This is a genomic window from Pseudomonas sp. BS3767 (assembly GCF_900099665.1).
In the GTDB taxonomy this organism is placed as follows: domain Bacteria; phylum Pseudomonadota; class Gammaproteobacteria; order Pseudomonadales; family Pseudomonadaceae; genus Aquipseudomonas; species Aquipseudomonas cerasi.
Map to the genome: position 1 here is coordinate 806,018 of NZ_FNCX01000002.1, position 23,803 is coordinate 829,820.

20 protein-coding genes are annotated in these 23,803 nt (G+C 61.0%); 11 read left to right on the top strand and 9 right to left on the bottom strand.

Going from position 1 to position 23,803, the window contains the following annotated elements; all coding sequences use genetic code 11:
- From mrdA to BLR16_RS08125, 5 genes are read right to left on the bottom strand one after another with little or no spacing between them, the layout of a single operon-like run.
- Positions 1-1,896 (bottom strand): penicillin-binding protein 2, encoded by a 1,896-nt coding sequence (gene mrdA, locus BLR16_RS08105; RefSeq protein ID WP_074805258.1) that lies wholly within the window; start codon positions 1,894-1,896, stop codon positions 1-3.
- 28 nt (positions 1,897-1,924) lie between these two features.
- Positions 1,925-2,392 (bottom strand): 23S rRNA (pseudouridine(1915)-N(3))-methyltransferase RlmH, encoded by a 468-nt coding sequence (rlmH, locus tag BLR16_RS08110; RefSeq protein WP_074805262.1) that lies wholly within the window; start codon positions 2,390-2,392, stop codon positions 1,925-1,927.
- A 9-nt stretch (positions 2,393-2,401) separates the two neighbouring features.
- Positions 2,402-2,788, bottom strand: a complete 387-nt coding sequence (gene rsfS / locus BLR16_RS08115) for a ribosome silencing factor (protein ID WP_002555337.1) — start codon at positions 2,786-2,788, stop codon at positions 2,402-2,404.
- A gap of 60 nt (positions 2,789-2,848) precedes the next feature.
- Positions 2,849-3,508: a nicotinate-nucleotide adenylyltransferase gene (gene nadD, locus BLR16_RS08120; protein ID WP_161437891.1), complete on the bottom strand. Its 660-nt coding sequence runs from the start codon at positions 3,506-3,508 to the stop codon at positions 2,849-2,851.
- 22 nt (positions 3,509-3,530) lie between these two features.
- Positions 3,531-4,796 (bottom strand): glutamate-5-semialdehyde dehydrogenase, encoded by a 1,266-nt coding sequence (locus BLR16_RS08125; RefSeq protein WP_074805268.1) that lies wholly within the window; start codon positions 4,794-4,796, stop codon positions 3,531-3,533.
- A 285-nt stretch (positions 4,797-5,081) separates the two neighbouring features.
- Here BLR16_RS08125 and BLR16_RS08130 point away from each other — a divergent pair, with 285 nt between their 5' ends.
- From BLR16_RS08130 to BLR16_RS08140, 3 genes are all read left to right on the top strand, one after another.
- Entirely contained in the window at positions 5,082-5,753 is a 672-nt protein-coding gene (locus BLR16_RS08130; RefSeq protein ID WP_044309545.1) for a DNA-3-methyladenine glycosylase, read from the top strand.
- A 3-nt stretch (positions 5,754-5,756) separates the two neighbouring features.
- Positions 5,757-7,073: a bifunctional DedA family/phosphatase PAP2 family protein gene (locus tag BLR16_RS08135; RefSeq protein ID WP_003368808.1), complete on the top strand. Its 1,317-nt coding sequence runs from the start codon at positions 5,757-5,759 to the stop codon at positions 7,071-7,073.
- Positions 7,074-7,210: 137 nt separating this feature from the next.
- Complete coding sequence (locus tag BLR16_RS08140; RefSeq protein WP_074805271.1) at positions 7,211-9,244, top strand: TadG family pilus assembly protein; 2,034 nt, start codon at positions 7,211-7,213, stop codon at positions 9,242-9,244.
- Here BLR16_RS08140 and BLR16_RS08145 read toward each other — a convergent pair.
- Together BLR16_RS08145 and BLR16_RS08150 are read right to left on the bottom strand one after the other, a co-directional pair.
- Positions 9,241-12,021 carry a PAS domain-containing sensor histidine kinase gene (locus BLR16_RS08145; RefSeq protein WP_058398069.1) on the bottom strand — a complete coding sequence of 927 codons (2,781 nt, stop codon included), beginning with the start codon at positions 12,019-12,021 and terminating at the stop codon, positions 9,241-9,243. The two genes, BLR16_RS08140 and BLR16_RS08145, sit on opposite strands and share 4 nt — an antisense overlap.
- Entirely contained in the window at positions 12,011-12,466 is a 456-nt protein-coding gene (locus BLR16_RS08150; RefSeq protein ID WP_003431704.1) for a TadE/TadG family type IV pilus assembly protein, read from the bottom strand. The genes BLR16_RS08145 and BLR16_RS08150 overlap by 11 nt, the downstream gene beginning before the upstream one ends.
- A 75-nt stretch (positions 12,467-12,541) precedes the next feature.
- Here BLR16_RS08150 and BLR16_RS08155 point away from each other — a divergent pair, with 75 nt between their 5' ends.
- Both BLR16_RS08155 and BLR16_RS08160 read left to right on the top strand, forming a co-directional pair.
- Positions 12,542-13,012 (top strand): A24 family peptidase, encoded by a 471-nt coding sequence (locus BLR16_RS08155; protein ID WP_003368812.1) that lies wholly within the window; start codon positions 12,542-12,544, stop codon positions 13,010-13,012.
- Positions 13,013-13,179: 167 nt separating this feature from the next.
- A complete protein-coding gene (locus BLR16_RS08160; RefSeq protein WP_058417078.1) occupies positions 13,180-13,974 on the top strand; it encodes a response regulator transcription factor in 795 nt (264 codons plus the stop codon).
- A 7-nt stretch (positions 13,975-13,981) separates the two neighbouring features.
- On the opposite strand, the gene BLR16_RS08165 is transcribed toward BLR16_RS08160, so the two are convergent.
- Positions 13,982-15,637, bottom strand: coding sequence for a response regulator (locus tag BLR16_RS08165; protein WP_044309551.1), 1,656 nt, complete (start codon positions 15,635-15,637; stop codon positions 13,982-13,984).
- Between the two features lie 264 nt (positions 15,638-15,901).
- On the opposite strand from BLR16_RS08165, the gene BLR16_RS08170 reads away from it, so the two are divergent.
- From BLR16_RS08170 to BLR16_RS08195, 6 genes are all read left to right on the top strand, one after another.
- Positions 15,902-16,981, top strand: a complete 1,080-nt coding sequence (locus tag BLR16_RS08170) for a DUF2333 family protein (RefSeq protein WP_003431710.1) — start codon at positions 15,902-15,904, stop codon at positions 16,979-16,981.
- Entirely contained in the window at positions 16,981-17,526 is a 546-nt protein-coding gene (locus tag BLR16_RS08175; protein ID WP_003368817.1) for an NUDIX hydrolase, read from the top strand. The genes BLR16_RS08170 and BLR16_RS08175 overlap by 1 nt, the downstream gene beginning before the upstream one ends.
- Positions 17,527-17,714: 188 nt before the next feature.
- Positions 17,715-18,086, top strand: a complete 372-nt coding sequence (locus BLR16_RS08180; RefSeq protein ID WP_003313912.1) for a translation initiation factor Sui1 — start codon at positions 17,715-17,717, stop codon at positions 18,084-18,086.
- A gap of 88 nt (positions 18,087-18,174) precedes the next feature.
- Positions 18,175-20,088, top strand: a complete 1,914-nt coding sequence (gene speA, locus BLR16_RS08185) for an arginine decarboxylase (protein ID WP_003431712.1) — start codon at positions 18,175-18,177, stop codon at positions 20,086-20,088.
- Positions 20,089-20,318: 230 nt separating this feature from the next.
- Positions 20,319-21,455, top strand: coding sequence for a contractile injection system protein, VgrG/Pvc8 family (locus tag BLR16_RS08190; protein WP_074805274.1), 1,137 nt, complete (start codon positions 20,319-20,321; stop codon positions 21,453-21,455).
- An 80-nt stretch (positions 21,456-21,535) separates the two neighbouring features.
- Positions 21,536-22,438 carry an alpha/beta hydrolase gene (locus BLR16_RS08195; RefSeq protein ID WP_054081955.1) on the top strand — a complete coding sequence of 301 codons (903 nt, stop codon included), beginning with the start codon at positions 21,536-21,538 and terminating at the stop codon, positions 22,436-22,438.
- Here BLR16_RS08195 and BLR16_RS08200 read toward each other — a convergent pair.
- Entirely contained in the window at positions 22,432-23,772 is a 1,341-nt protein-coding gene (locus BLR16_RS08200) for an MATE family efflux transporter (RefSeq protein WP_054081954.1), read from the bottom strand. The two genes, BLR16_RS08195 and BLR16_RS08200, sit on opposite strands and share 7 nt — an antisense overlap.
- Between the last annotated feature and the right edge of the window lie 31 nt (positions 23,773-23,803).

Below are 23,803 nucleotides of genomic sequence, written 5' to 3' on the forward strand. Positions count from 1 at the left end.
TTACTCTTCACGGGCCGCAGCCTCCAGATTCAGGGAACCGGCGTACTCGGGTTTGAGATGGCCGTTTTCGTCGAGCAACCAGGCGTCCAGGACCTGACGCACGACGGGTGCAGCAACGCCGGAACCGGATTCGCCGTTCTCGACCATCACTGCAACAACGATTTTCGGGTTGTCGGCCGGGGCGAAGCCGACGAACAAGGCGTGGTCGCGATGACGTTCCTGCACCTTGGTGCGGTCGTATTTCTCGCCCTGCTTGATGGCCACCACCTGGGCCGTACCACTCTTGCCGGCGATCCGGTACTGCGCACCGATGGCGGCCTTGCGCGCCGTACCGCGCGCGCCGTGCATCACTTCCTGCATGCCGTGGTTGACGCGCTCCCAGTTGGCCGGATCGCGCAGCACGATGTTCGGCATCGGGTTTTCATCCACAGGCGCCTTGCCTTCAATGGTTCTGGCCAGATGCGGACGGTTCCACACCCCCTTGTTGGCCACCAGCGCGGTCGCCTGGGCCAGTTGCAACGGCGTTGCCTGCATGTAGCCCTGACCGATCCCGAGGATCAGCGTCTCGCCGGGGAACCACGCTTGCCGGCGCGTGGCGCGCTTCCATTCACGGGAAGGCATCAGGCCGGGAGATTCTTCGAACATGTCCAGCGAGACCTTCTGCCCGATACCGAACTTGTTCATATAGGCAGCGAGCCGATCAATGCCCACCTTGTGCGCCAGATCGTAGAAGTACGTGTCATTTGAACGCATGATCGCCGTGTCCAGATCAACCCAACCGTCGCCGGTGCGGTTCCAGTTGCGGTACTTGTGATCGTAATTGGGCAGTTGGTAATAGCCTGGATCGAATACCCGCGAGCCAGGCGTCACCGCACCGGTATCCAGCCCGGCAATCGCCACCGCAGGCTTGATGGTCGACCCCGGCGGGTAAAGTCCTCGCAGGATGCGGTTGAACAGCGGCCGGTCGATGGAATCGCGCAGCTCGGCATAGGCCTTGAAGCTGATGCCGGTGACAAACAGGTTCGGATCGAAGCTCGGCGCACTGACCATCGCCAGCACTTCACCGGTAGCCGGATCCAGTGCGACGACCGCGCCACGACGACCGCCCAGCGCGGCTTCGGCAGCCTCCTGAAGGTTGATGTCCAGGCTCAGGACGATGTCCTTGCCGGGGATCGGGTCGGTGCGCTTGAGCACACGCAGTACGCGACCACGGGCGTTGGTCTCGACCTCTTCGTAGCCGACCTGACCATGCAGCTCGGGCTCATAAAAGCGCTCGATACCGGTCTTGCCGATGTGGTGCGTGCCGCTGTAATTGATCGGGTCGAGGCTCTTGAGCTCTTTCTCGTTGATCCGTCCCATGTAGCCGACCGAGTGGGCAAAGTGCGGCCCTTGCGGATAATGCCTGACCAGTTGCGCAACCACTTCGACGCCCGGCAGGCGGAACTGGTTGACGGCGATCAGGGCGATCTGCTCTTCGCTCAGCTCGAACAGGATGGGCACCGGCTCGAACGGCCTACGCCCCTGCTTCATGCGCTTTTCGAAGATGATGCGATCGTCAGGGGTGAGCTGCAGGATCTCGACAATGGTGTCGAGCACGCTGGACCACTCGCCTGCGCGTTCACGGGTCATGCTGAGACTGAAACTGGGCCGGTTATCGGCGACCACAACGCCATTGCGGTCGTAGATCAGCCCACGGCTGGGCGGAATCGGCTGAACGTGAACGCGGTTGTTTTCCGAAAGCGTGGAGTGATACTCGTACTGGATGACCTGCAGGTAATACAACCGGGCAATCAGCACGCACACCAGCAACACCACCGCCATGGCACCGAACACGACCCTGCCGCGCACCAGGCGTGCGTCCTTTTCGTGGTCTTTGAGGCGGATCGGTTGAGACATTTAGGCCGTATTCACAGTAAAGACGATGCTACTTGTGATAAGGGTGCCCGGACAGGACCGTCCAGGCGCGATACATCTGCTCGCCGATCAGGATGCGCACCAACGGGTGCGGCAGGGTCAGCGGCGACAGAGACCAGCGTTGTTCACTGCGGGCACAGACTTCAGGTGCCAGCCCCTCGGGGCCGCCGACCATCAGGTTGACCGTGCGTGCATCGAGACGCCAGCGATCGAGTTCGACCGCCAACTGTTCGGTGCTCCACCGTTTGCCATGCACTTCCAGCGTGACAATCCGCTCGCCCGGCTGCACTTTTGCCAGCATCGCCTCGCCTTCCTGACGGATAAAGCGTGCGACGTCGGCGTTTTTGCCTCGGGTATTGAGCGGAATTTCCACCAGTTCCAGCGCAAGCTCGGAGGGCATCCGCTTGGCATACTCGTGCCAACCTTCTTCCACCCACTTGGGCATGCGCGAACCCACAGCGATCAGACGCAGACGCACATCAAAGCCTTATTCGTTGCCTGGTGTGTGGTGCGCAGCGCTGGCAGCACGGCTTTGCTCTGCACCCTGCCACAAGCGCTCAAGGTCGTAGAACTGGCGTGCGGCAGCGGTCATCACGTGGACGATCACATCACCAAGGTCCAGCAGGACCCAGTCGCTGTCACCCTTGCCTTCTTCGCTCAGGGACTTCAGGCCGGCAGCCTTGACCTTGTCACGGACGTTATCGACCAGTGCGTTCAACTGACGGTTGGACGTACCGGTGCAGATCAGCATGTAGTCGGCGATGCTGGTCTTGTCGCGCACGTCGATGGTCAGGATGTCGGCACCCTTGACCTCTTCAAGGGCTGCAATCGCAACATTGATGACTTCTTCACTGCTCATTTTTTGCTTTGTCATATAAAACTCATTCAGCTCGTATGTGTGGGACCGTCCAGACGCTTGTCGATCAAAGCAGTTTCAGGACGACCCATCAGTGTTCGGCGCGCGGTAAAGTCCGCGTGCATCGATATAGGCCAGTACCGCGTCTGGCACCAGAAAACGTACCGACTTACCGCTGGCCAGCAGTTGACGGATCTGGGTGGCAGACACCGATAAAGGCGTCTGCCAGACGAATGTAATCTGTCCACCCGGCCCTTTCAGGGCCTTGGGATCGCTGACTGCGCGGGCCGCCAGCAGATTGCGCATGGCATCCGGCGACTCGCTGTCCGCATCCGGGCGTTGCAGCACCACGATATGGCAGTGCTCCAGCAGTTCTTCCCATCTGTGCCAGGTCGGCAGCCCGCAAAAGGCATCCCAACCGAGCAACAGGAACAACTGGTCCTGAGGCGCCAGTTCGGCGCGCATCGATTCCAGTGTGTCGAGGGTGTACGACGGTTTGTCACGCTTCAGTTCACGGTCATCCACCGTCAGGGGCGACACACCCGCAACGGCGCTTTGAACCATCGCCAGACGATCCTCTGCGGTGACGCTCGGCATGTCACGATGCGGAGGCCTGGCGCTGGGCGTCAGGCGCAACTCATCGAGTTCCAGCAATTCGGCCACTTCGAGCGCACCGCGCAAATGACCGATATGAACCGGGTCGAACGTGCCCCCAAGCATGCCGATACGTCTGGGCAGCGCGGTCATGGGGCTATTCAAGTCAGGCTTGTCCGCGCAATTGGCCGTCACCGATCACGATGTACTTCTCGCAGGTCAGACCTTCAAGACCGACAGGACCGCGGGCGTGCAGCTTATCAGTAGAAATGCCGATCTCGGCACCCAGGCCGTATTCGAACCCGTCAGCGAAGCAGGTCGGCGCGTTGACCATGACCGAACTGGAATCGACCTCGGCCATGAATCGGCGCACCTGACTCTGGTGGTCCGAGACGATGGCGTCGCTGTGATGCGAGCCGTAGTGGTTGATGTGCTCGATGGCTTCATCCAGACCGGAGACGACGCGAATCGACAGAATCGCCGCCAGGTACTCGGTGTGCCAGTCGTCCTCGGTGGCCGGGATCACGTCGATCAAGTCACGGGTACGCTCGCAACCGCGCAACTCGACGCCCTTCTCGCGAAACTGCGCGGCCATCGACGGCAGAAAGTCGGCGGCAATGGTCTGATCGACCAGCAGGGTTTCCATCGCGCCGCAGATCCCGTAACGGTAGGTCTTGGCGTTGAAGGCGATCTTCTGCGCCTTGGCCAGATCGGCGTGGGCGCTGACATACACATGGCAGATGCCATCCAGATGCTTGATGACCGGCACACGCGCGTCGCGACTGACGCGTTCGATCAAACCCTTGCCGCCGCGCGGTACGATGACGTCCACGTACTCGGGCATGGTGATCAGCGCGCCAACCGCCGCACGGTCGGTGGTTTCGACCACCTGCACGACAGCAGCGGGCAGCCCGGCCTCGGCCAGACCGCGTTCGATGCAGGCCGCGATGGCGCGATTGGAATGAATGGCTTCGGAACCACCGCGAAGGATGGTTGCGTTTCCGGACTTCAGACACAGACTGGCAGCATCGATGGTCACGTTCGGACGTGACTCGTAGATGATTCCGACAACACCCAGCGGCACGCGCATCTTGCCGACCTGAATACCCGAAGGCCGATAGCTCATGTCGCGGATCGCACCGACCGGGTCTGCAAGCGCTGCAACCTGACGCAAGCCGATGATCATGCTGTCGATCCGGGCGGGGGTCAGCGCCAGACGCTCGAGCATGGCCGGCTCGAGCCCGTTCGCCTGACCATTGGCCAGGTCCAGCGCATTGGCGGCAGAAAGCTCGGCGCGGGCTTCGTCCAGAGCGGCGGCAGTGGCCTGCAGGGCGCGGTTCTTCTGCGCAGTGCTGGCACGACCGATCACTCGCGAAGCTTCGCGGGCGGCGCGACCCAGGCGGGTCATGTAGTCAAGAACGGACTCAGTCATTGGTCTCAGAGGTCTTGGCAAAGAGGAAAGCGGCTGATTATAGCTGTCGTGCCGTCCGAACGACAGCGCAGACAGGCGGATGGTCGATATCAGTGCGCAGATTTTTCGCCACAGCGACGGGTGTTACCGGCGGCAATGCGCAGACAGGCATCACGCACGGGCCTAACGACATGTCATGCGTCGGTCACGTTCAGAAACAACAAAGTGCCTAATCCAGACACATTCAGCTGCAATTAAAGTTGCGCTTGTTATCATCGGGCTCTTTCCCAATGTACCCGTCTGATTATGCCCACAGCCCTACCCGACCACTTCTTTCACCGCGATGCCCAGTTGCTGGCGCGCGATCTGCTGGGCAAGGTCATCCGTCACAAGGCAGGCGATCTGTGGCTGGCCGCGCGGATCATCGAAACCGAGGCTTACTACTGCGCCGAAAAGGGCAGTCATGCCTCGCTGGGCTATACCGAGAAACGCAAGGCGCTGTTTCTCGACGGCGGCCACATCTATATGTACTACGCGCGCGGCGGAGATTCGTTGAATTTCAGCGCCGAAGGGCCGGGCAATGCCGTACTGATCAAGTCGGCATTTCCCTGGACCGACGCGACCAGCGACGAAAACGCGTTGGCGCAGATGCAGTTGAACAACCCCGACGCCAGCGGTGCGATGCGCCCGGCGCAACGACTGTGCGCTGGCCAGACGCTGCTGTGCAAGGCGCTCGGCCTGAAAGTCCCAGTGTGGGACGCCAAGCGCTTCGACCCGCAGAGGTTACTGGTCGAGGACGTCGGTCAGACACCCGAACGCGTTATCCAGACCACCCGACTGGGCATTCCTGCCGGTCGCGATGAGCACCTGATGTATCGCTTCGTGGATGCCGGTTACGCCCGTTTCTGTACACGGAACCCTCTCAGACGCGGTCAGGTCGAAGGCCGCGACTACCTATTTCTCGATCAAGGAAACTGACCGATGGGCGATCTGCTCAATGGAATGACCGGCTGGCTGACCGCAAATCCTTCCTGGGTAGCTGTCGCAATCTTTTTGGTGGCCTTCACTGAATGCGTCGCGATCGTCGGGATCGTCGTGCCGGGCACGGTCATAATGTTTGCCATCGCCGCCTTGGCGGGCAGCGGCATACTGCCGTTGAGCGAAGTGCTATTACTGGGTTTTCTCGGCGGGCTGCTGGGTGACGCGGTGTCGTACTTCATAGGCCGGCGCTTTCATCAGAATATCCGTCAGTTGCCCGGCTTGCGCACGCACCCGGAGTGGATGGAAGGTGCGGAAAAATACTTCCACCGTTACGGCATCGCCAGTTTGCTGGTCGGACGTTTCATCGGTCCGTTGCGCCCGATGCTGCCGATGATCGCCGGTATGTGCGACATGCCGCTGCCGCGCTTCGTGGCGGTCAGCGTGCTGGCGGCGGCCGGCTGGTCGATTGCCTACCTGATGCCGGGCTGGGCAGCCGGCGCGGCCATTCGCCTGCCACTGCCGGAAGGCTTCTGGCCCGAGGCGGCCGTGGTCGGCGGCAGCCTGGCCGTGCTGTTCGGGTTGAGCATCCAGAGCAGTATTCGCCAGAAACGCTACGCAACCCGACTGATCTCCGCGCTCAGCCTGGTGCTGGTCGCGGCGCTGTTCTTCGGCTTTCCCTTGCTGGCCGACTTCGACAACGGCCTGATGACGCTCATCCAGGAACACCGCAGCGAAGCCACGCAGCACATCGTGGTCTTCGTCACCAGCATCGGCGATTTCAGGGCGCAGTTGCTGGCCGCCAGCCTGCTGATCATCGTGCTGGCGGTTGCCAGGCAATGGCGCCACGCAGCCTTTGCCCTGACCGCCACACTGGGCACCGCGATCGCCAACGGCGTCCTGAAAACGTTTTTCGCCCGCGCTCGCCCGGAGGTGCTGTTAGAGCCGCTGACGACGTACAGCATGCCCAGCGGCCACAGCTCGGCAGCCTTTGCGCTGTTCATGACCCTGGCAGTGCTGGCCGGACGCGGCCAACCCGTGCGCCTGCGCCTGACCTGGATGCTGGTCGCCGGTATTCCGGCCCTGGCAATCGCGCTGTCGAGGGTTTATCTGGGCGTGCACTGGCCCACCGACATTCTCGCGGGCATGCTTCTGGCGTTCTGCGTCTGTGCCGCCAGCCTGGCGTTCATCCAACGCAAGGACTCCCTGCCGGCCATGTCGGTGCGCGTCTGGTGGCTCGTTGTGCCAGCCATGACCGCACTGCTGGGTATCTTCGCCGTTCGTGCCCTGTCGCATGGGGTGCTGCGTTACCAGTATTGATCGACAGCACTGATCGCGCCCGCCCATGACGGGTGCGACACTTCTCAAATCTGGCACCTTGCCAGTGCTCTTTCGGGGCGTTGACTACACTCTCCAGTGACAGATGAGTGTGCAACGGCGTGATCGAAGGAGTGTTGATGTCTCCACTGGATGGTTATACGGCGATGCCCTCCCGGCAGCGCGGCGCAATCGGCCTGATGGCCGCGCTGACCATGGGCCTGGCGTTGCTGTGCACGCTGACCGTTATCGACAGCGGCAGGCTGTATCTGGAAAAGCGCTCGTTGCAGCGGGTTGCGGACATTGCCGCACTGGAAGCGGCGGGCCGTAGAGGAACGTGCAGCGGCACAGCGGCCACGGCGCCCGATTTCGCCAATCAGAGCGCCACTCGCAACGGTTTCACCCCCAATACCGATGGCCGCACCCTGGTGACTCGTTGCGGAACACTCACGGTGGACGTCGCGGGACCGCGCGTATTTGTCGCTGATTCGACGCAGGCGCTGGCTATCCAGGTGGTCGCGGCTCATCCGGTGCCGCGCAGCATTGCAGCCGGTATTGGCGCACTGTTCGAAAAAACGCCCTCCCCACCCAACGTCACGATCAGCGCCACCGCGGTTGCCGCCAGTGCCGCGCCGCTGGCGGCACTGACCATTCGCAGTGCGGCAGTCACCGTGGACAGCACCGGTGCCGCCCTCCTCAACCCGGTGGTCGGCAGCCTGTTGGGGGGCTCGTTGAACCTGAGTGTTGCCAACTGGCAAGGCATCGCCGACACCAACCTGAGCCTGCTGAGCTACCTGAACAGGCTGAAAACCGACCTCAGCCTGACGGCCGTGGGCTACAACGATGTACTCAACACCTCGGTATCGGTCAGTCAGTTGCTGCAGAGCGCAATCAATATCATCAGTCCGAACGCCACGCTGGGCGGTGCCGCCGCCATTCAGGGCCTGCAAGCCTTGAAGCTGGCCGCGGGAACGACCACCGTGCTGCTGGGGGATCTACTGTCGGTGCAGAGCGGCACGGACCTCGCCGCGCTGAATACCAATCTGCGGTTGATGGATCTGGTTCAGGGCCTCGCGCAACTGGCCAACGAAAAGACCGGTGTTCTGACCGCGACCCAGATCAATGTCGCCGGGCTGGCGCAGGTCACCACACGCATTCAGGTGATCGAGCCGCCTCAGTTGTCGGCCATCGGCGACCCGAGCAAAATCGACCCGCTCAACCCTCGAAACGGTGCAAACCGGATTTACGTGCGTACGGCACAAATGCGCGCGCTGGTGTCGATCAACCTGCCGGTGCTCGGCACGATAACCTCGCTGGCCAATACCGCAGGTTCGGTGATCGGCAGCCTCACGCCGATCCTCAACAGCGCATTGGGCCTGAATATTGCCGGGCTGGGGACCTCGGCCACCTGCGCGCTGGGACTGAACAGTTGCATGGTGACCGACTTCAAGTTTCTGACAGACAGCTCGTCAAACTCGGGCCCGAGAATCGACATGAGCCTGTCAATGGCCAGCGCCGACAGCTACGTCACCGGTTTTACCTGCACCAGCAACGCCAGCAAAACCCTCAACGTCAAGACCGACGCAGCGCTGCTCAGTGCCAAGATCGGCTGGATCGACAGTGCATCGGCCTTCCCCGCCAGCACTGATCCGGCGGCAATCACCGCACTGCCTCTGCCTGTCATCGATATCGGCACCAAAACCTGCCAGAAGATCGCTGGGCTGCTGGGCAATTGCACCGCCCGCACGCCTTTCGGGGGTGGCGGCATCGGCCTGACCTTCGACAATGTCAGCCAGTCGGCACTGGGCAGCTCGACGGTGACCAGTACGACGTTCAGCTCGCCCAACCTGCCGGAGATCAACAGCGCCCCGTATTACCTGACAGGCGTTGCGCACACCAAGCCGAGCACCTTGCTCAACGGCACGGCGTCAAGCGTCAAAGTGAATGTGTATAAACCGGCGACCAGCAATGTGCTGGGCAACGTCATCACCGGCGCGGCCACCACGCTGAGCAGCCTGACCCTGGCGCTGGACGCGATTGTCGATGACACCCTGACACGCTTGCTGACGTCGGTTGTCGACCCCCTGTTCGAACCGCTGGGCGTGAGCATGGGGGCTACCGACGTCGGCACCAACCTGAGTTGCAACCTGGGTCAGGCGACACTGGTCATTTAGCTGCCGGTCTGATCGGCGTTGAAGATCGGCAGCTCGATCTGGAATCGAGCACCCTCGCCGACGTTGGCGACGCTGAGCTGGCCGCCCATCTGGTCAACGATGCCATAACTGACGGACAAGCCCAGACCGGTGCCGACCCCCACCGGTTTGGTGGTGAAAAACGGCTCGAAAATGCGCTCCAGCAACCGCGGGTCAATGCCCCCGCCATTGTCCTGAACCGCCAGGCGGATGATGTTTTCATCGCGTTCTGCCTCGACGCTGATCCACGGCTGGAAATCGCGGTCCTTTTCCCGACGCGACAACAAGGCATCACGGGCATTGACCATCAGGTTGATCAACACCTGCTCAAGTTGATCGACATGGCCACGAACCTGCACCGCGTCGATCATCGCGCCGACCCGTAACTGCACGGCCTTGCCTTTCATGCCTTCAGCCAGCATCGAGATCGTGCCTTCCACCGCCTGGGCCGGATCGAACAACTGCTCCTCTACCTCAGAGCGGCGACCGAATACCCGCATATGATCGACCACCCGGGCGGCACGCTGCACCTGGGTGTCGATGCGATTGAGTTTTTCGGTGAGGTATTCGATGTCCACATCACCCCGGCCCAGACGCTTGAGAACGTTGACCACGGCCATGCGCATGACGTTGAGCGGCTGATTGATCTCGTGGGCCAGACCGGTGGACATCTCGCCAAGCGTTGCCATCTTCGCGCTCTGATTCAACTGCATGCGCGAGCGACGGACATCGGTGTTGTCACGGCCTACCGCCTGCACTTCGACCAGTTTGCCGTGTTCATCGAATACTCCCCGGTCGGCCCATATCCACCAGGCATACTCGCGTCCCGGCAGCTCGATGCAGATTTCTTCGGTACTCACCGGCGCCTCCGGAGTCAATTGACCGATACGCCGGATGAACGCCTCGCGCTGCTCGGCCGACAGCCAGTCGCCCAGGTTGATCCCGGTCAGTTGCTCGGGTGTGCACTCCATATAATTGGCCAGCGGCCGGTTGCCGAAACTCAACACCAGATCCGGCGTGTAGCGGCAGATCATGGCCGGCGAATCCTCGACCAGAATGCGGTAACGCTCCTCGCTGCGTCGTATATGCTCGGCGGCCAGGGTGGCCTCGGTCACGTCCAGCCACAGCCCCACCGCCTCCACCGGCATGCCAAGGTCGTCACGCAGCAATCGCGCCTCGTCCAGCAGCCAGTGGTATTGACCGTTCCGGTTGCGCAATCTGAACCGGCGACTGACGAATCCTTCGCGCAGCAGTTGGCGGTTACGCTCGAACCAGATGTCGTGATCTTCGGGATGGATGTATCCCGCCAGTTGCCCATCGACGCAATCGGCCAGCGTCCAGCCCAGCAAAGGCGTGAGGCTGTCGCTGAAAAAGGTTGGCTCCAGATTGCCGCGATCGTAACGCTGCACGTAAATCACCGCTGGCGAACTGGCAATCAGGTTATCCAGCCGGGCATGGGCGGCAGCGGCCTCGGTTTCCTGACTCTTGATATCGCTGACATCCAGCATGAACCCCAGCACACGCTGAACCTGCCCTCGGATCAACGCCTGCCCCTGGATACGAAACCAGAGGGTTTCCTGGGCGGGATCGCTTTGCGCCAGACGCACACAGAGCAACAGCGGTGTGCCCTTGTCGCGTAACTGCGCGAGGCGACTGGACAGTTCCTGTCGATCGGCGGGATGAATCAGCGCCAGCCAGTCCTGACGCGACAGGCTCTCGACCTGGTCGCCCAGACGCAGACTGCGAGCCAACTGCGGCGCCAGCAAAACCTCGTCACGATCAGGCACCAACTCCCACCATCCGGTGCCCAGCAGGTCCTGAAGCACTGCCAGGCGTTCGACATGGTGACGGTTGGTCTGCTCGGACAGGCGAAAAAGCACCGGCCCGGCCAAGGCCGAGCACAGGTTCAGCCACTCTCGCTCACCAAGGTCCGGAGCCTGCTGCTGCGCGTTATAAAATCCGAACATCAGCCAGGCCTTGGCAACGTTATCGCGACTGTGGGGGATCAGAAAACCGTCAGCGTTGCCGAAAGCACTTTGCAGCGCCCCCTGATCGACACCGCCGTCAAACCTCAGCTGTCGCGTAGCGTCGGCGTTGAATCGATCCAGCGCGGAGCCCAACCGCTGCCCGACCTGCCACAACTCGGGCGCCGTATGGGCGCTGTACTGACAATACACGCGCCAGCCAACACCGCCGACCTCGGGCAACACCAGCGCTACACAGGGGATGCGCCACAGCTGCGCGAGTTCCTCCAGTTGCTCGCTCACCACCGCAGTCAGGCGGTCGACGCTGCACCCTCGCACACGCTCGGCCATTTGCCCGGCGAACCGCAGGCACTGCTGACGGCTGCGTGCGGCACTGGCCTCCTCCATCAGGTCGCTGATATCCAGCAATTGCAAGAGCCAGCCCTTGCCATGCGCCTGCACCCAGCCTCGGGCGTGCAAGGTGTGTGCGTCGGCACTCTTGAAGTCCAGGTCGAGCATGTGCCCCAGCCAGTCACGCGGCACGCCTTCGATGACCAGCGCGCTATTGGGTAACAGCAGACTCATCAATCGCTGGGCAGCCGGCAGTGGCGCAGCCATGTCCAGGCGGGCAAGCAAGTGCGGGCTGATGCTTTGGATGCGGCCCTCGTCATCCAGCAGCAGATAGAGGTCCGCACCGATCGGACCGGGCTCGCTCGATACGGGCAAGGGCTGCGGCACTTGTGTTGCTTCACCACGGCCCAGCCAACGGCTCAAACGATTCTTTTCAAGGGACAAGTTGCAGACTCGCTTGTGCAGTCAGGTTGCTCGGCAAGCGCGGGACCTCCCCGATACCAGGGAGGGTCAGCAAGGGCAGAACCTGAGCCAGTCGGGCCTTGGGGTACTGGATGGTCACTGTCAGAATGCCTGCGCTGTAAGTCACGCTGGTGTAGCTGACATTGAAGCCCAGCGCTGGAGGTATCCACGACAACTGGTTCATGACCACACTCTGGGCCTGACTCTTCAACACCTCGTTATAGCCAGTAACTGTCGGACTGAGGGCAACACTTCTGCGCACCGCTTCACTGGCGGCGGCATTGAATGACTGGACCATGAGCAACGGCAGGCTATAACTCACCATGCCGTAGAACACGGCAAAGAAGATAACGAACACCGCAGAGAATTCAATAGCAGCAGCCCCGTGTTGACGGCGGGGCAAGGTATGTTGCGGAACTGTTTTCATATCGACGTCTACCCTGACATGTACTGCATCAACACAGCATAGATTCTTTCCCGATAACAGGATGTCTTCGGCGTGATGAAATTATTTTTCCTACTGATATGGTTTGCAATTTGCGCCGAACAGGATGCGCGTTGCAAGCAGATTTCCAACGGGCTGACACTCGGCGCAGCAGCGCTGGCTATTATCTACCTGGCTTTGACCGGTATGACCTGGCTCGGCTCGCCTGCGCTGGAGGCCTTGCTGGCCGTGACCCTGGCATGGGCGCTGACATTGCCAGGCTATGCCCTCGGCAAGTTGGGCGCCGCAGACGTCAAACTGATGACGGCATTGGCGCTGGCCTCAAACAGTGCTTACCTGCTGTGTACGTTTATTGGCGCCGGCCTCACCATGGCAGCCTGGCTTATCGTCGGAAAGAGTAGCTGGCCTCATACGCAGCAATGGGTTGCGCAACGCTACCGGTATATGAACCCCGGCACGCCAGATAAATATCCTTTTTCACCTTTTTTATTCGCAGGTTTACTCCTGAGCACAGCACTGCTCCATTAGTCGAATAACGGCACGGGAATATTTTAATGCTATGTACATAGTCAGGAAGTACGACTACGGTTAAGTCATGGCTATGGCGTACTGTCAGCAATACCCGCACCGATTGAATGACGCCGAATCATGGTTTGCTGAATGGATCGGGGCGCCGTCGAAGGCCCCCCAATAGCATGGAGTCGCCTGTGGATAATTACCCGCTCACGAAAGTTCTGGTGGTCGATGACCAGCCCCTTATCGTTGAGGAGCTCTGCGAGTTTCTGGAGAGCAGCGGCTATGAGTGTGTGCGTTGCTATTCAAGCCTGGAAGCCATCGAGCGTTTCAGTGCTGACGGCACCATCGGCATCGTACTCTGCGATCTGGAAATGCCCGGCATGAACGGGATCGAGATGGTCGAAGCGATGAAGATGACCGGCGGCAAGACGCATCTGTTCGAGGCCATCATGCTGACCGGCGAGGCCGAGAAAAAAGACGTCATCAAGGCGCTTCGGGCCGGCATCGCTGATTACTACCAGAAGCCGGTCGATCTGGAAGAGTTGCTCGAAGGTGTGCAGTTGCAGGTCCAGGCGCTGAACGAGCGGCAGAAAAACCGTCAGCAGCTGGGCCTGCTCAACGAAAAGCTTCAGTTTTTGGCCGCGTCCATTGATGATCTTTATCAGAACCTGGACAGCGTCCAGAACAGGCCTCAGCCCGAACGAAAAGCGCGTGACGGTGTGGCGCGTGAGGTGCAGATGCCGGTGGCTCTGGCCAAGCTGTCACCTCGCCAGCTTGACGTAGCGCGCCTGGTCAGCACCGGACTGACCAATTATCAGATCGCCTGCGAACTGGGGATTACTGAAAACACGGTGAAACTCTATGTGTCGCAAGTGCTGCGCCTGACGCACATGCATAACCGCACGCAGCTGGCATTGGCATTTTCACCGGGCAAATCGGCGGAGCGGCAAAGACTGATCGAAAGCCAGGGCTGAATGGAACTCAGGCTTCGATCTCGCTCAGCACGACGTGAAAAGGCACATCGACCAGCACCGAATACACTTGATTGCGGCCTGCGTGCTTGGCGCAGTACAACGCCGCATCGGCCTGGGACGCAAGGCTCAGGCTGTCGTCATTGGCACCGAGCGAAACCACCCCGGCGCTGAAGGTGCAGAACAGGTCGACGGGCTGCGCCGGGTAATGGATCTCGGCAAAGCGCTGGCGGATGTCATCCAGCACCCTATGAGCGCTTTGAATGTCGGTGTCCGGCATGACAATGGCAAATTCCTCACCGCCGTAACGACCGATGAAGTCGGTTTTGCGCAGGCGTTGCTTGAGAAACAGCGCAAGGCTCTTGATGACACGATCCCCCATCGGGTGACCGTGGCTGTCATTGACCCTCTTGAAGTGGTCGATATCAAGCATGGCAAAGCACAGCGGCTTGCCTTCACGTCGCGAACGAAAGCAGCAATCTTCCAGCAGTTGCAAAATGTGCGTGTGATTGTAAAGCCCGGTCAGGCTGTCGCGGACCATGCGCGCCTTGAGGTTGCGGGCCCTCGCGGCACGGTTGCGCACAGTGGTGATGAGATGACGGGGTTTGATCGGCTTGGTCAGGAAGTCGTCGCCGCCTTCGCTCATGGCATCGAGCTGCTTGTCCTGATCGTCTTCAGCCGACAGATAAATGATCGGCACACTGACGTAACGGTCGTTATGGCGAATGACCTTGGCCAGCTCCGTGCCGGTACACCCCGGCATGTACATGTCGAGGATGATCAGGTCCGGCTGAAACTCGGCCAGCTCGGACATTGCCTGAATCGGGTCGAGCAACACCCGCGTAACGATTCCGGCAGCGTTCAGAACACGCTCGGTGTGCAGCGCCTGCGCGCGGGAATCGTCGATGATCAGCACTTTATAGGGCTCGTATTGAGCCACGCAGGTCAGGACTTCAATTTTTTCCAGCAGACTCGACGCTTCCAGCGCGCCGGTCAGAAACTCCTCGCCACCGGCCCTGACTGCGGCCAGGCGGGTGGGCGTATCGGTTTCATTGAGGCTGAAAAACAACAGCGGAAGTTTCTGCTCCAGCCCTTCCTGAGCCTGGGAGGCCAGTTCGAGCCCCTTGCCGGGCCCGCTGAAATCGACATCCATGACAATCGCCGCCGGATGCCGCTGGGCCATCGCCCGCTGAAACTCGCCGACATTGTGCAGCGACAGCGCCGCCAGCCCGAAAAACTCCAGCTGCTTGGCCAGACGCTCGGCCCGCTCGTGATCATGAAGCACCACATAGACGGGCTTGCGCAACGGTGGCAGCGTCGTTTGCTCAAAACGGTCGCCGTGTCGCAGCCCGGTTCGGGAAAGGCGTTGCATCAGACGATTGAGATCGGTGATGACCCGGCTGTTGAGGCGACCGCGATTGGCTTCCACCGCATCGAGCGCCTGGCTGATCTCCTGCGCCAGCGCGCTATGTTCGGCCTGCTCGAAGCGTTCGGCAAAGCGCGAAAGACGCAGCGTGGACTCCTTGAGCTCGGCCATATCGCCAATCGACCACTCGGCCTTCTGCAGACGTTGCCACGTCTCCAGAATCTGGCGCGCCTGGTGAATGACCCTCTGGGCAAAGTGGTGCTTCAGGCGGTCTCGGCTAGGGTCTTCGGGGTCGGTCATATTCAGACTACTGTGGTTTTGCTGAGCGATACGGCTGATGGCGCTATGCTAGCACCTCCGTTACAACAGAACAGTGTCGCAAGTCACTTATTTGACAACAGTTTGATGGCGCATAGCCATTATGCAAAATCAATCGGTGCATAGACTGCGCCTATCAACGTTACAGTTCAAATCTCAAGATAATGTCTGCCAGCCGCACCTTGAGGTAAGGTTGCGGTCGAACGCCTCGTGAAGCATTCAACTCAAGATCGAAAGGACCCTACCATGCTGGATTGGAAGAACCGCGCAGGCAGCGCGGGTGCGCGCACCGCAGACACTTCATCGACCAAACGCCGCGGTTACCTGGGTAACCTGTTCTATAGTCGCGCGCTGGGCGCCCTGATCTTGATCTACCTGCTGGTGGCACTGGCAGTCGGCTGGTACTGGAGCAAGGAACCTGCGCTGTTCCCGGTACAGCAAAACGCCCAGGCTGCCGCCGAGCGTGAAGGCAAACAGATGGTCATCGGTTACACGACGGTTGAAACGCTCAAGACCGTGGCGGGCACGTTGCTTAACAAGCCCGGTGGCTACCTGTCCAACGACCGCATGCCACCGGGCCTGTGGCTGGACAACATCCCGAGCTGGGAATACGGCGTGCTGGTTCAGGTGCGTGACCTGAGCCGTGCGCTGCGCAAGGACTTCGCGCGTTCCCAGTCGCAATCGGCTGAAGATGGCGACCTGGCGCGTGCCGAGCCGTTGTTCAACTTCAATAATCGCAGCTGGGTCCTGCCTTCCAGCGAATCGCAGTACGCCGAGGGGATCAACTCCCTGAGCCGCTACCAGGCACGTCTGTCCGATCCGAACCAGAAAGGCGCGCTGTTCTATGCCCGCGCCGACAACCTGAACAACTGGCTGGGCGATGTCGGCACCCGTCTGGGCTCGCTGTCGCAGCGCCTGTCGGCCAGCGTTGGCAGGGTCAAACTCAACAGCACGCTGAAAACCGAAGCTGCTGTTTCGGTCAAGCCCGGTGAAGTACCGCAGGTCGATGAGGAAATCGTCGAAACGCCATGGCTGGAAATCGACAACGTGTTCTACGAAGCACGTGGTCAGGCCTGGGCGCTCTCGCACCTGCTGCGCGCCATCGAGGTTGATTTTGCCGACGTACTGGCGAAAAAGAACGCGACGGTCAGCGTGCGCCAGATCATTCGTGAACTGGAGGCCTCGCAAGAGCCAATGTGGAGCCCGATGATTCTCAACGGCAGCCCGTTCGGCGTGTTCGCCAACCACTCGCTGGTCATGGCCAACTACATTTCGCGTGCTAACGCCGCAGTCATTGACCTGCGCCAGCTGCTGAATCAAGGCTGATGTCCATACCTGCCAACGAGGCCGCGCATCGCGCCGCCTCGGATGCCGAGCAGATCGCCTGGGTCGACGAACAGGATCGGCTGCTCGGTTCACTGGTCCGCGCCGACCTGCGTGAACGCGGGCTGATTGGACGCGGCACTTATATCCTGCTGTTCAACAGTCTGGGTGAGCTGTGTGTGCACCGACGCACGCTGAGCAAGGCGATCTATCCCGGCTACTGGGATGTAGCCGCAGGCGGAATGGTCCAGGCGGATGAAAGCTATGCGGAGTCTGCTGCGCGCGAGCTGGAAGAAGAACTGGGGGTCAGTGGCGTGCCGCTGCAGGCCCACGAACAGTTTTTCTTCGATCAGCCGGGCAACCGGCTCTGGTGTGCAGTGTTTTCAGCCGTGTGGGACGGCCCTTTGAAACTGCAACCTGAAGAGGTGCTGGAAGCGCGCTTCATGCCCGTCGTCGAAGTTCTGCAACAGGCTGAGCACAATCCCTGGTGCCCCGACTCCCTGGCGGCGCTGAAACGCTACCTGAAACAGATAGAGAACGAGCAGTAAGCGAGTGTTCAGAAATTGGCGCATTCAGCCCCTTAGCAACCGGCCGGTTTGCCGTTACACTGCGCGACCTTTTCAAACTGAACCGGCCCTGCCGTTTCAGTAGCGCTGCCCCTGCCAGAGTGGGGCTTCGCGGTCGATGGCTCATACGAGCCCGACCCATCTTCAGTCCTCAACAAGAGGATTTTTGCGTGGCTAAAAAAGCCGCTTCTCTCGCTGCCCTCGGTGGCCTGGTATTTTCAACCGACGCAGGGCGCCACTGCCCCGATTGTCGTCAACCCGTTGCCGAGTGCACCTGCAAACAGACGGCCATCCCCGAAGGTGACGGCATTGCCCGTGTACGTCGTGAAAGCAAGGGCCGTGGCGGCAAGACGGTTACCACCATCAGCGGCGTCCCGCTGGCCGAAGAGCCGCTCAAAGAGCTGGCCAAGGCCCTCAAGCAGCGCTGCGGCACAGGCGGATCGCTCAAGGAAGGCGTGATCGAGATTCAAGGCGATCACGTCGAACTGCTGTTGGCCGAGCTGATCAAAAAAGGCTTCAAGGCTAAAAAGTCCGGCGGCTGAACCCGCGAATCAAATCGTCATTTCCACTCATTACAATGCGCGCAGCTGGCTACTGGCTGGCGCTACGACTTCTTTATAGGGGACTTCGATGTCCGTACGACGCACACGCAAAGACGATGGCAGCCAATGGACCGTTGCGGACAGCCGCAGCGTTTATGGCATTCGCCATTGGGGCGCGGGTTATTTTGCAATCAACGAAGCGGGGCGCGTTGAAGTCCGTCCCAACGGGCCGGACAGCTCGCCCATCGACCTTTACGAACAGGTCGACAACCTGCGCAAGAGCGGCCTCTCGCTGCCTTTGCTGGTGCGTTTCCCGGACATCCTGCAAGACCGCGTGCGTCAGCTGACCGGCGCGTTCGACAGCAACATTGCGCGCCTGGAATACCAGAGCAAATACACCGCGCTGTACCCGATCAAGGTCAACCAGCAGGAAGCGGTGGTGGAAAACATCATCGCCACGCAGAACGTCTCCATCGGCCTGGAAGCGGGCTCCAAGCCTGAACTGATGGCTGTGCTGGCACTGGCGCCGAAAGGCGGCACCATCGTCTGCAACGGTTACAAGGACCGTGAGTTCATCCGTCTGGCGCTGATGGGCCAGAAGCTGGGCCACAACGTGTTCATCGTCATCGAGAAAGAATCCGAAGTCGAACTGGTGATCGAAGAAGCCGCCGAGCTGAAGGTCGCCCCCCAGGTCGGCCTGCGTGTGCGTCTGTCTTCCCTGGCATCGAGCAAATGGGCGGATACCGGTGGCGAAAAATCCAAGTTCGGCCTGTCGGCAGCGCAATTGCTGTCGGTGGTCGAGCGTTTCCGCATGGCCGGCCTGGATCAGGGCATCCGCCTGCTGCACTTCCACATGGGCTCGCAGATCGCCAACCTGGCCGACTATCAGCATGGTTTCAAGGAAGCGATCCGTTACTACGGCGAACTGCGCAAGCTCGGCCTGCCGGTGGACTACATCGATGTCGGTGGTGGTCTGGGTGTCGATTACGACGGTACGCACTCGCGCAACGCCAGCTCGATCAACTATGACATGGACGACTACGCAGGCGTCGTGGTCGGCATGCTCAAGGAATTCTGCGACGCGCAAAGCCTGCCGCACCCGCATATTTTCTCGGAAAGCGGCCGCTCGCTGACCGCCCACCACGCCATGCTGGTGGTTCAGGTGACCGACGTCGAAAAACACAACGACGAAGTCCCGGAAATCGCCGACAAGGCCAGCCTGCCGGAAACCGTGCAATGGCTGGTCGACCTGCTGGGTCCGACCGACATCGAGATGGTCACCGAAACCTACTGGCGCGCCACGCACTACATGAGCGACATCGCGGCCCAGTACGCCGACGGCAAGATCAGCCTGTCGGAAAAGGCACTGGGCGAGCAATGCTACTTCGCCGTCTGCCGCCGTCTGTACAACTCGCTGAAAGCCCGTCAACGCTCCCATCGTCAGGTGCTGGACGAGCTCAACGACAAGCTGGCCGACAAGTACATCTGCAACTTCTCGGTGTTCCAGAGCCTGCCGGACACCTGGGCCATTGGCCAGGTACTGCCGATTCTGCCCCTGCACCGCCTGAACGAAGAGCCGGTGCGCCGCGCCGTGCTTCAGGACCTGACCTGCGATTCGGACGGCAAGATCAAGCAGTACGTCGATGAGCAGAGCATCGAGACCAGCATGCCGGTGCATTCGCTGAATGAAGGCGAAGACTATCTGCTGGGTATCTTCCTGGTGGGTGCCTACCAGGAAATTCTCGGCGACATGCACAACCTGTTCGGTGATACCGACTCGGTGAACATCTACCAGAACCCGGACGGCAGCGTTTACCACGCCGGCATCGAAACCCACGACACCATCGAAGACATGCTGCGCTACGTGCACCTGTCGCCGGAAGAACTGATGACCCATTACCGGGACAAGGTCGCCAGCGCCAAGATCACCCCACGCGAGCGCACCTACTTCCTCGATGCCTTGCGCCTGGGGCTGACCCGCTCGTCCTACCTGTCGTCCTGATCCTTGCGCGGAGCCAGATCTGACTGCTTATCATGCCAATGCTCCGCATTGGCATGCAGAGGCGTGCGTAACCATCGCCGCCCATGCTCCGCGCTCATACAGCCCACCCACTCGACGTAATCCCCCACCGACACCTGCTGTAGGCAACGTCCTGTTCTACCTGCAGACCTCTACCCTGCCCGGCTTCTGCGCGAGAATCCGCGGTCGCATTCCCGGTAGAGAAACCCTCCATGCCCGACCCCGCCAGCGCGCCGTTCTTTCATCTGGAGATTGCAAGCCTGCAGCGCCGTTTCACCGTCGTATCGTTCAGCGCAACCGAAGCGATCAGCCAGCCGTATACCATTGAGCTGGAAATCCTCGGCGACGGTTTCGATCTGGACCTCACCAGGCTGATGTACCAGCCTGCCTGGCTGAGCTGCGGTGGCGAGCAGGGTTTTCCGGGGCAGAGTTTTCAAGGGCAGGGCTTTCACGGTCAGATCCACGGCGCGACACGCAAGCATTACCACCCCGGCCCGGCCTGCTACACGCTGCTGATGGGGCCTCGACTGGCCTGCCTCGGGCTGCGCCACCACTCGCGTATCTTTCAACACATGACTGCCACGCGGATCATTGCCCAGGTGCTGGAAGAACATGGTTTGAGGAACACCTTCCGCTTTGACCTGCAGACAGAATGCATCGAGCGCGAAAGCTGCGTGCAGTACCAGGAATCCGACCTGCAACTGGTCCAGCGGCTGTGTGCAGAAGAAGGCATTCACTACCATTTCGTCCACTCACGTCGCCGCCACCAGTTGGTATTTGGCACCATCCCTTGGGAAGCCGGGTTCACAGCACCTGCCCCGGCACCGCGTCCCTGCATTGCGCCTCTGCAGCGTGGCTGGATCATCGGTCGCGACGGCGAACCGGCAAGGACCGATGCGTCAGGCCGGTTGCACGTGCGCCTCGAATGGGACTGGCAACACCCGGAAGGCCCCCATGCTGGCTGCTGGCTGCATCTGGCTGCGGGGCTGGATGTCGAATGTCGGGGTGGGATGTCGGTGATAGTGAGCTTTTGCGCAGACGATAAACGCCCGCCGCAGATCAGTGGCTGCCTGTCAGCGCTGGCAGATGACGGCTGCCACAGGCGTGATCAAGCACCCGCCGATAACGTTGAGATGCACCTTGACTGGCAGGCGATCACCGGGCCAGACCGACGACTGCAACTGGCGAACGGGACCCGCATAGAACTGGCTGAAGGCAGCACACTGATCGTCGACGCCGGGCCGAGCAAGGTACAGATCGACGACAGCGGTCTCACGCTGAGCAGCCCGCGCATCAGCTTCGCCAACAAAGCGGATGGCAAATCGAGTGATCCACACGCCATTGAATGACGTAGCAGCAACTGTGCGGCACTGGGATGAAGCGTGATGGTCTCAGGCATATCCGACTCACCTTCCAGAGCCCCTCCGCCATGATCCGAGTGATTTTCCTGACACTGATGACCGGTGCCGTACTGGCAGCCTTGTCCGGTTGCTCGCCTTTGAAGCTGCTCAATACGTTGAACCCCAGCGGGCCTGTCGATCATGTCTACAACCTGGCGTACGGGCCGGATCCACGCAATACGCTGGATATCTACACGCCCAAGGCGAAACCGGCCAAGGCACCGGTCGTGGTGTTTTTCTATGGTGGCAGCTGGAACAGCGGCTCGAAGGCCGATTACGCGTTCGTCGGCGAAGCGCTGGCTGCGCGAGGCATGGTGGTGGTTATCGCCGACTACAGGCTGTATCCACAGGTACGTTACCCCAGCTTTCTGGAAGACTCGGCCAAGGCGCTGGCCTGGGCGCACAAACATGCGAACACCTACGGTGGCGACCCGAGCCGCCTGTACGTGATGGGCCACAGCGCGGGTGCCTACAACGCCGCAATGCTCGCGCTTGACCCGCGCTGGCTGGCTCGTGAAGGCTTGTCCCCCTCCATCCTCAGCGGCTGGATCGGACTGGCCGGGCCTTACGACTTCCTGCCCATCGAGAACCCGGACGTGAAGCCGGTGTTCTTCTTCCCGAATTCACCGCCAGACTCGCAACCCATCAACCACGTCACGTCCAGCGCGCCACCGGCATTGCTGATGGCCTCGAACACCGACTCGCTGGTCAACCCAAAGCGCAACACCGGCGGCCTGGCCAGGTCGCTGCGTGAAGCCGGCGTGCCGGTGCGAGACTTGTATTTCTCGCGCACCAATCACGGCACGCTGGTCGGCGCATTTGCCAGATTGCTGAGCGGTCTGGCCCCTGTGATCGATGAGGTGGACATGTTCGTCAGCCACACCCCGCAAATGGCGTCGGACAAGAACGGAACCGGGCAGAAGGCTCAGTGAACGAACCAGCCGTCGCTGCGCGTCAGCCGCCAGGCAATGAACCCAAGGCTCAGGCCGCGCAGCAGGGTAAAGGCCAGGAACGTCAGCCATAGGGCGTGGTTGCCGTGGCTGGCAGCCAGATAAGCCAACGGCGCGATGCCCGCTGCGCTGAACAGCATCGCGTTGCGCATTTCCCGCGCACGGGTAGCACCGATGAACAGGCCGTCCAGCAGGTAGCTCCAGACGGCCAGCAACGGCATCAGTGCCAGATACGGCAGATACGTCATCGCGGTGGCGCGTACTTCCGGGATATCGGTCTGCAGGCTGACGAAGCCATGCCCAGCCACCAGAAAGAACAGCGCAAACACCATGCTGGAAATCAATGACCAGCCTCCCGCAACCACCAGGGAGCGTCGCAACGTATCCCGGTCCCGCGCGCCGATGGCATGGCCACACAGCGCTTCTACCGCATGCGCCAGCCCATCCAGGGCATGGGCAGTCAACAGCAGGCCGTTGAGCAACAAGGCATTGGCAGCAACCGTCGCATCCCCCAAACGAGCGCCCTGCACGGTGATCAGGAACATCACCGATTGCAGCGCGAGTGTGCGCAAAAAGATGTCCCGGTTGACCGCCAGCAGGGGCCGCCAGTTACTCCATAGCCGCAAGGCCGACCAGACGATCCGGCCCGGCCAGGCGCGCAAGGTGTTACGTGCCAGCAGCAGACCGAGCACCACGCCAGTCCACTCCGCGAGTACCGACGCACGCGCCGAACCGATCACGCCCCAGTCCAGCCCGATGACGAACCACAGATTGAGAACGATGTTGACCGCATTGGTCAGCAACAGAATGGCCAGTGGCGCCCGCGCGTTCTGCGCGCCAAGAAACCAGCCGACCAGCGCATAACTGGCCAGCGCCGCAGGCAGGCCGAACAGTCGGGTGTGGAAGAAATCCAGTGTCATTTGCTGCAAATCGGCAGACGGCTGCATCATCGTCAGCGCCAGATGGCTGAAAGGCAAGGCGATCACACCCAGCAATACCGCCAGCCCGACGGCCAGCAGCAACCCCTGCAACAGAATGCGGCGCAACGCTGCGCTATCACTGCGCCCTGCCGCCTGTGCGGCAAAACCGGTGGTGCCCATGCGCAGAAAGCCCATCGCCCAGGCGAGAAAGGTATACAGCGTAGAGCCCACCGCCACAGCGCCCAGCTGATGGGCGTGGGGCAAATGACCGATCACCGCGCTGTCGACCAGCGCCACCAGCGGCACGGAAATATTCGACAGAATCATCGGCGTCGCAAGCGCCCAGACACGACGATGGGTTGAGCGATGACGCCAGTCAGTGAACAACGTAGACATGAGAACTCCCGGCAAGGCGGGCATTGTAGCC

What these genes read in the sequence shown, in the direction of transcription:
- mrdA (WP_074805258.1), bottom strand. Translation starts at nt 1,896, where the DNA reads ATGTCTCAACCGATCCGCCTCAAAGACCACGAAAAGGACGCACGCCTG.
- rsfS (WP_002555337.1), bottom strand. Translation starts at nt 2,788, where the DNA reads ATGACAAAGCAAAAAATGAGCAGTGAAGAAGTCATCAATGTTGCGATT.
- BLR16_RS08125 (WP_074805268.1), bottom strand. Translation starts at nt 4,796, where the DNA reads ATGACTGAGTCCGTTCTTGACTACATGACCCGCCTGGGTCGCGCCGCC.
- BLR16_RS08130 (WP_044309545.1), top strand. Translation starts at nt 5,082, where the DNA reads ATGCCCACAGCCCTACCCGACCACTTCTTTCACCGCGATGCCCAGTTG.
- BLR16_RS08135 (WP_003368808.1), top strand. Translation starts at nt 5,757, where the DNA reads ATGGGCGATCTGCTCAATGGAATGACCGGCTGGCTGACCGCAAATCCT.
- BLR16_RS08140 (WP_074805271.1), top strand. Translation starts at nt 7,211, where the DNA reads ATGTCTCCACTGGATGGTTATACGGCGATGCCCTCCCGGCAGCGCGGC.
- BLR16_RS08150 (WP_003431704.1), bottom strand. Translation starts at nt 12,466, where the DNA reads ATGAAAACAGTTCCGCAACATACCTTGCCCCGCCGTCAACACGGGGCT.
- BLR16_RS08155 (WP_003368812.1), top strand. Translation starts at nt 12,542, where the DNA reads ATGAAATTATTTTTCCTACTGATATGGTTTGCAATTTGCGCCGAACAG.
- BLR16_RS08160 (WP_058417078.1), top strand. Translation starts at nt 13,180, where the DNA reads ATGGAGTCGCCTGTGGATAATTACCCGCTCACGAAAGTTCTGGTGGTC.
- BLR16_RS08165 (WP_044309551.1), bottom strand. Translation starts at nt 15,637, where the DNA reads ATGACCGACCCCGAAGACCCTAGCCGAGACCGCCTGAAGCACCACTTT.
- BLR16_RS08170 (WP_003431710.1), top strand. Translation starts at nt 15,902, where the DNA reads ATGCTGGATTGGAAGAACCGCGCAGGCAGCGCGGGTGCGCGCACCGCA.
- BLR16_RS08175 (WP_003368817.1), top strand. Translation starts at nt 16,981, where the DNA reads ATGTCCATACCTGCCAACGAGGCCGCGCATCGCGCCGCCTCGGATGCC.
- speA (WP_003431712.1), top strand. Translation starts at nt 18,175, where the DNA reads ATGTCCGTACGACGCACACGCAAAGACGATGGCAGCCAATGGACCGTT.
- BLR16_RS08190 (WP_074805274.1), top strand. Translation starts at nt 20,319, where the DNA reads ATGCCCGACCCCGCCAGCGCGCCGTTCTTTCATCTGGAGATTGCAAGC.
- BLR16_RS08195 (WP_054081955.1), top strand. Translation starts at nt 21,536, where the DNA reads ATGATCCGAGTGATTTTCCTGACACTGATGACCGGTGCCGTACTGGCA.
- BLR16_RS08200 (WP_054081954.1), bottom strand. Translation starts at nt 23,772, where the DNA reads ATGTCTACGTTGTTCACTGACTGGCGTCATCGCTCAACCCATCGTCGT.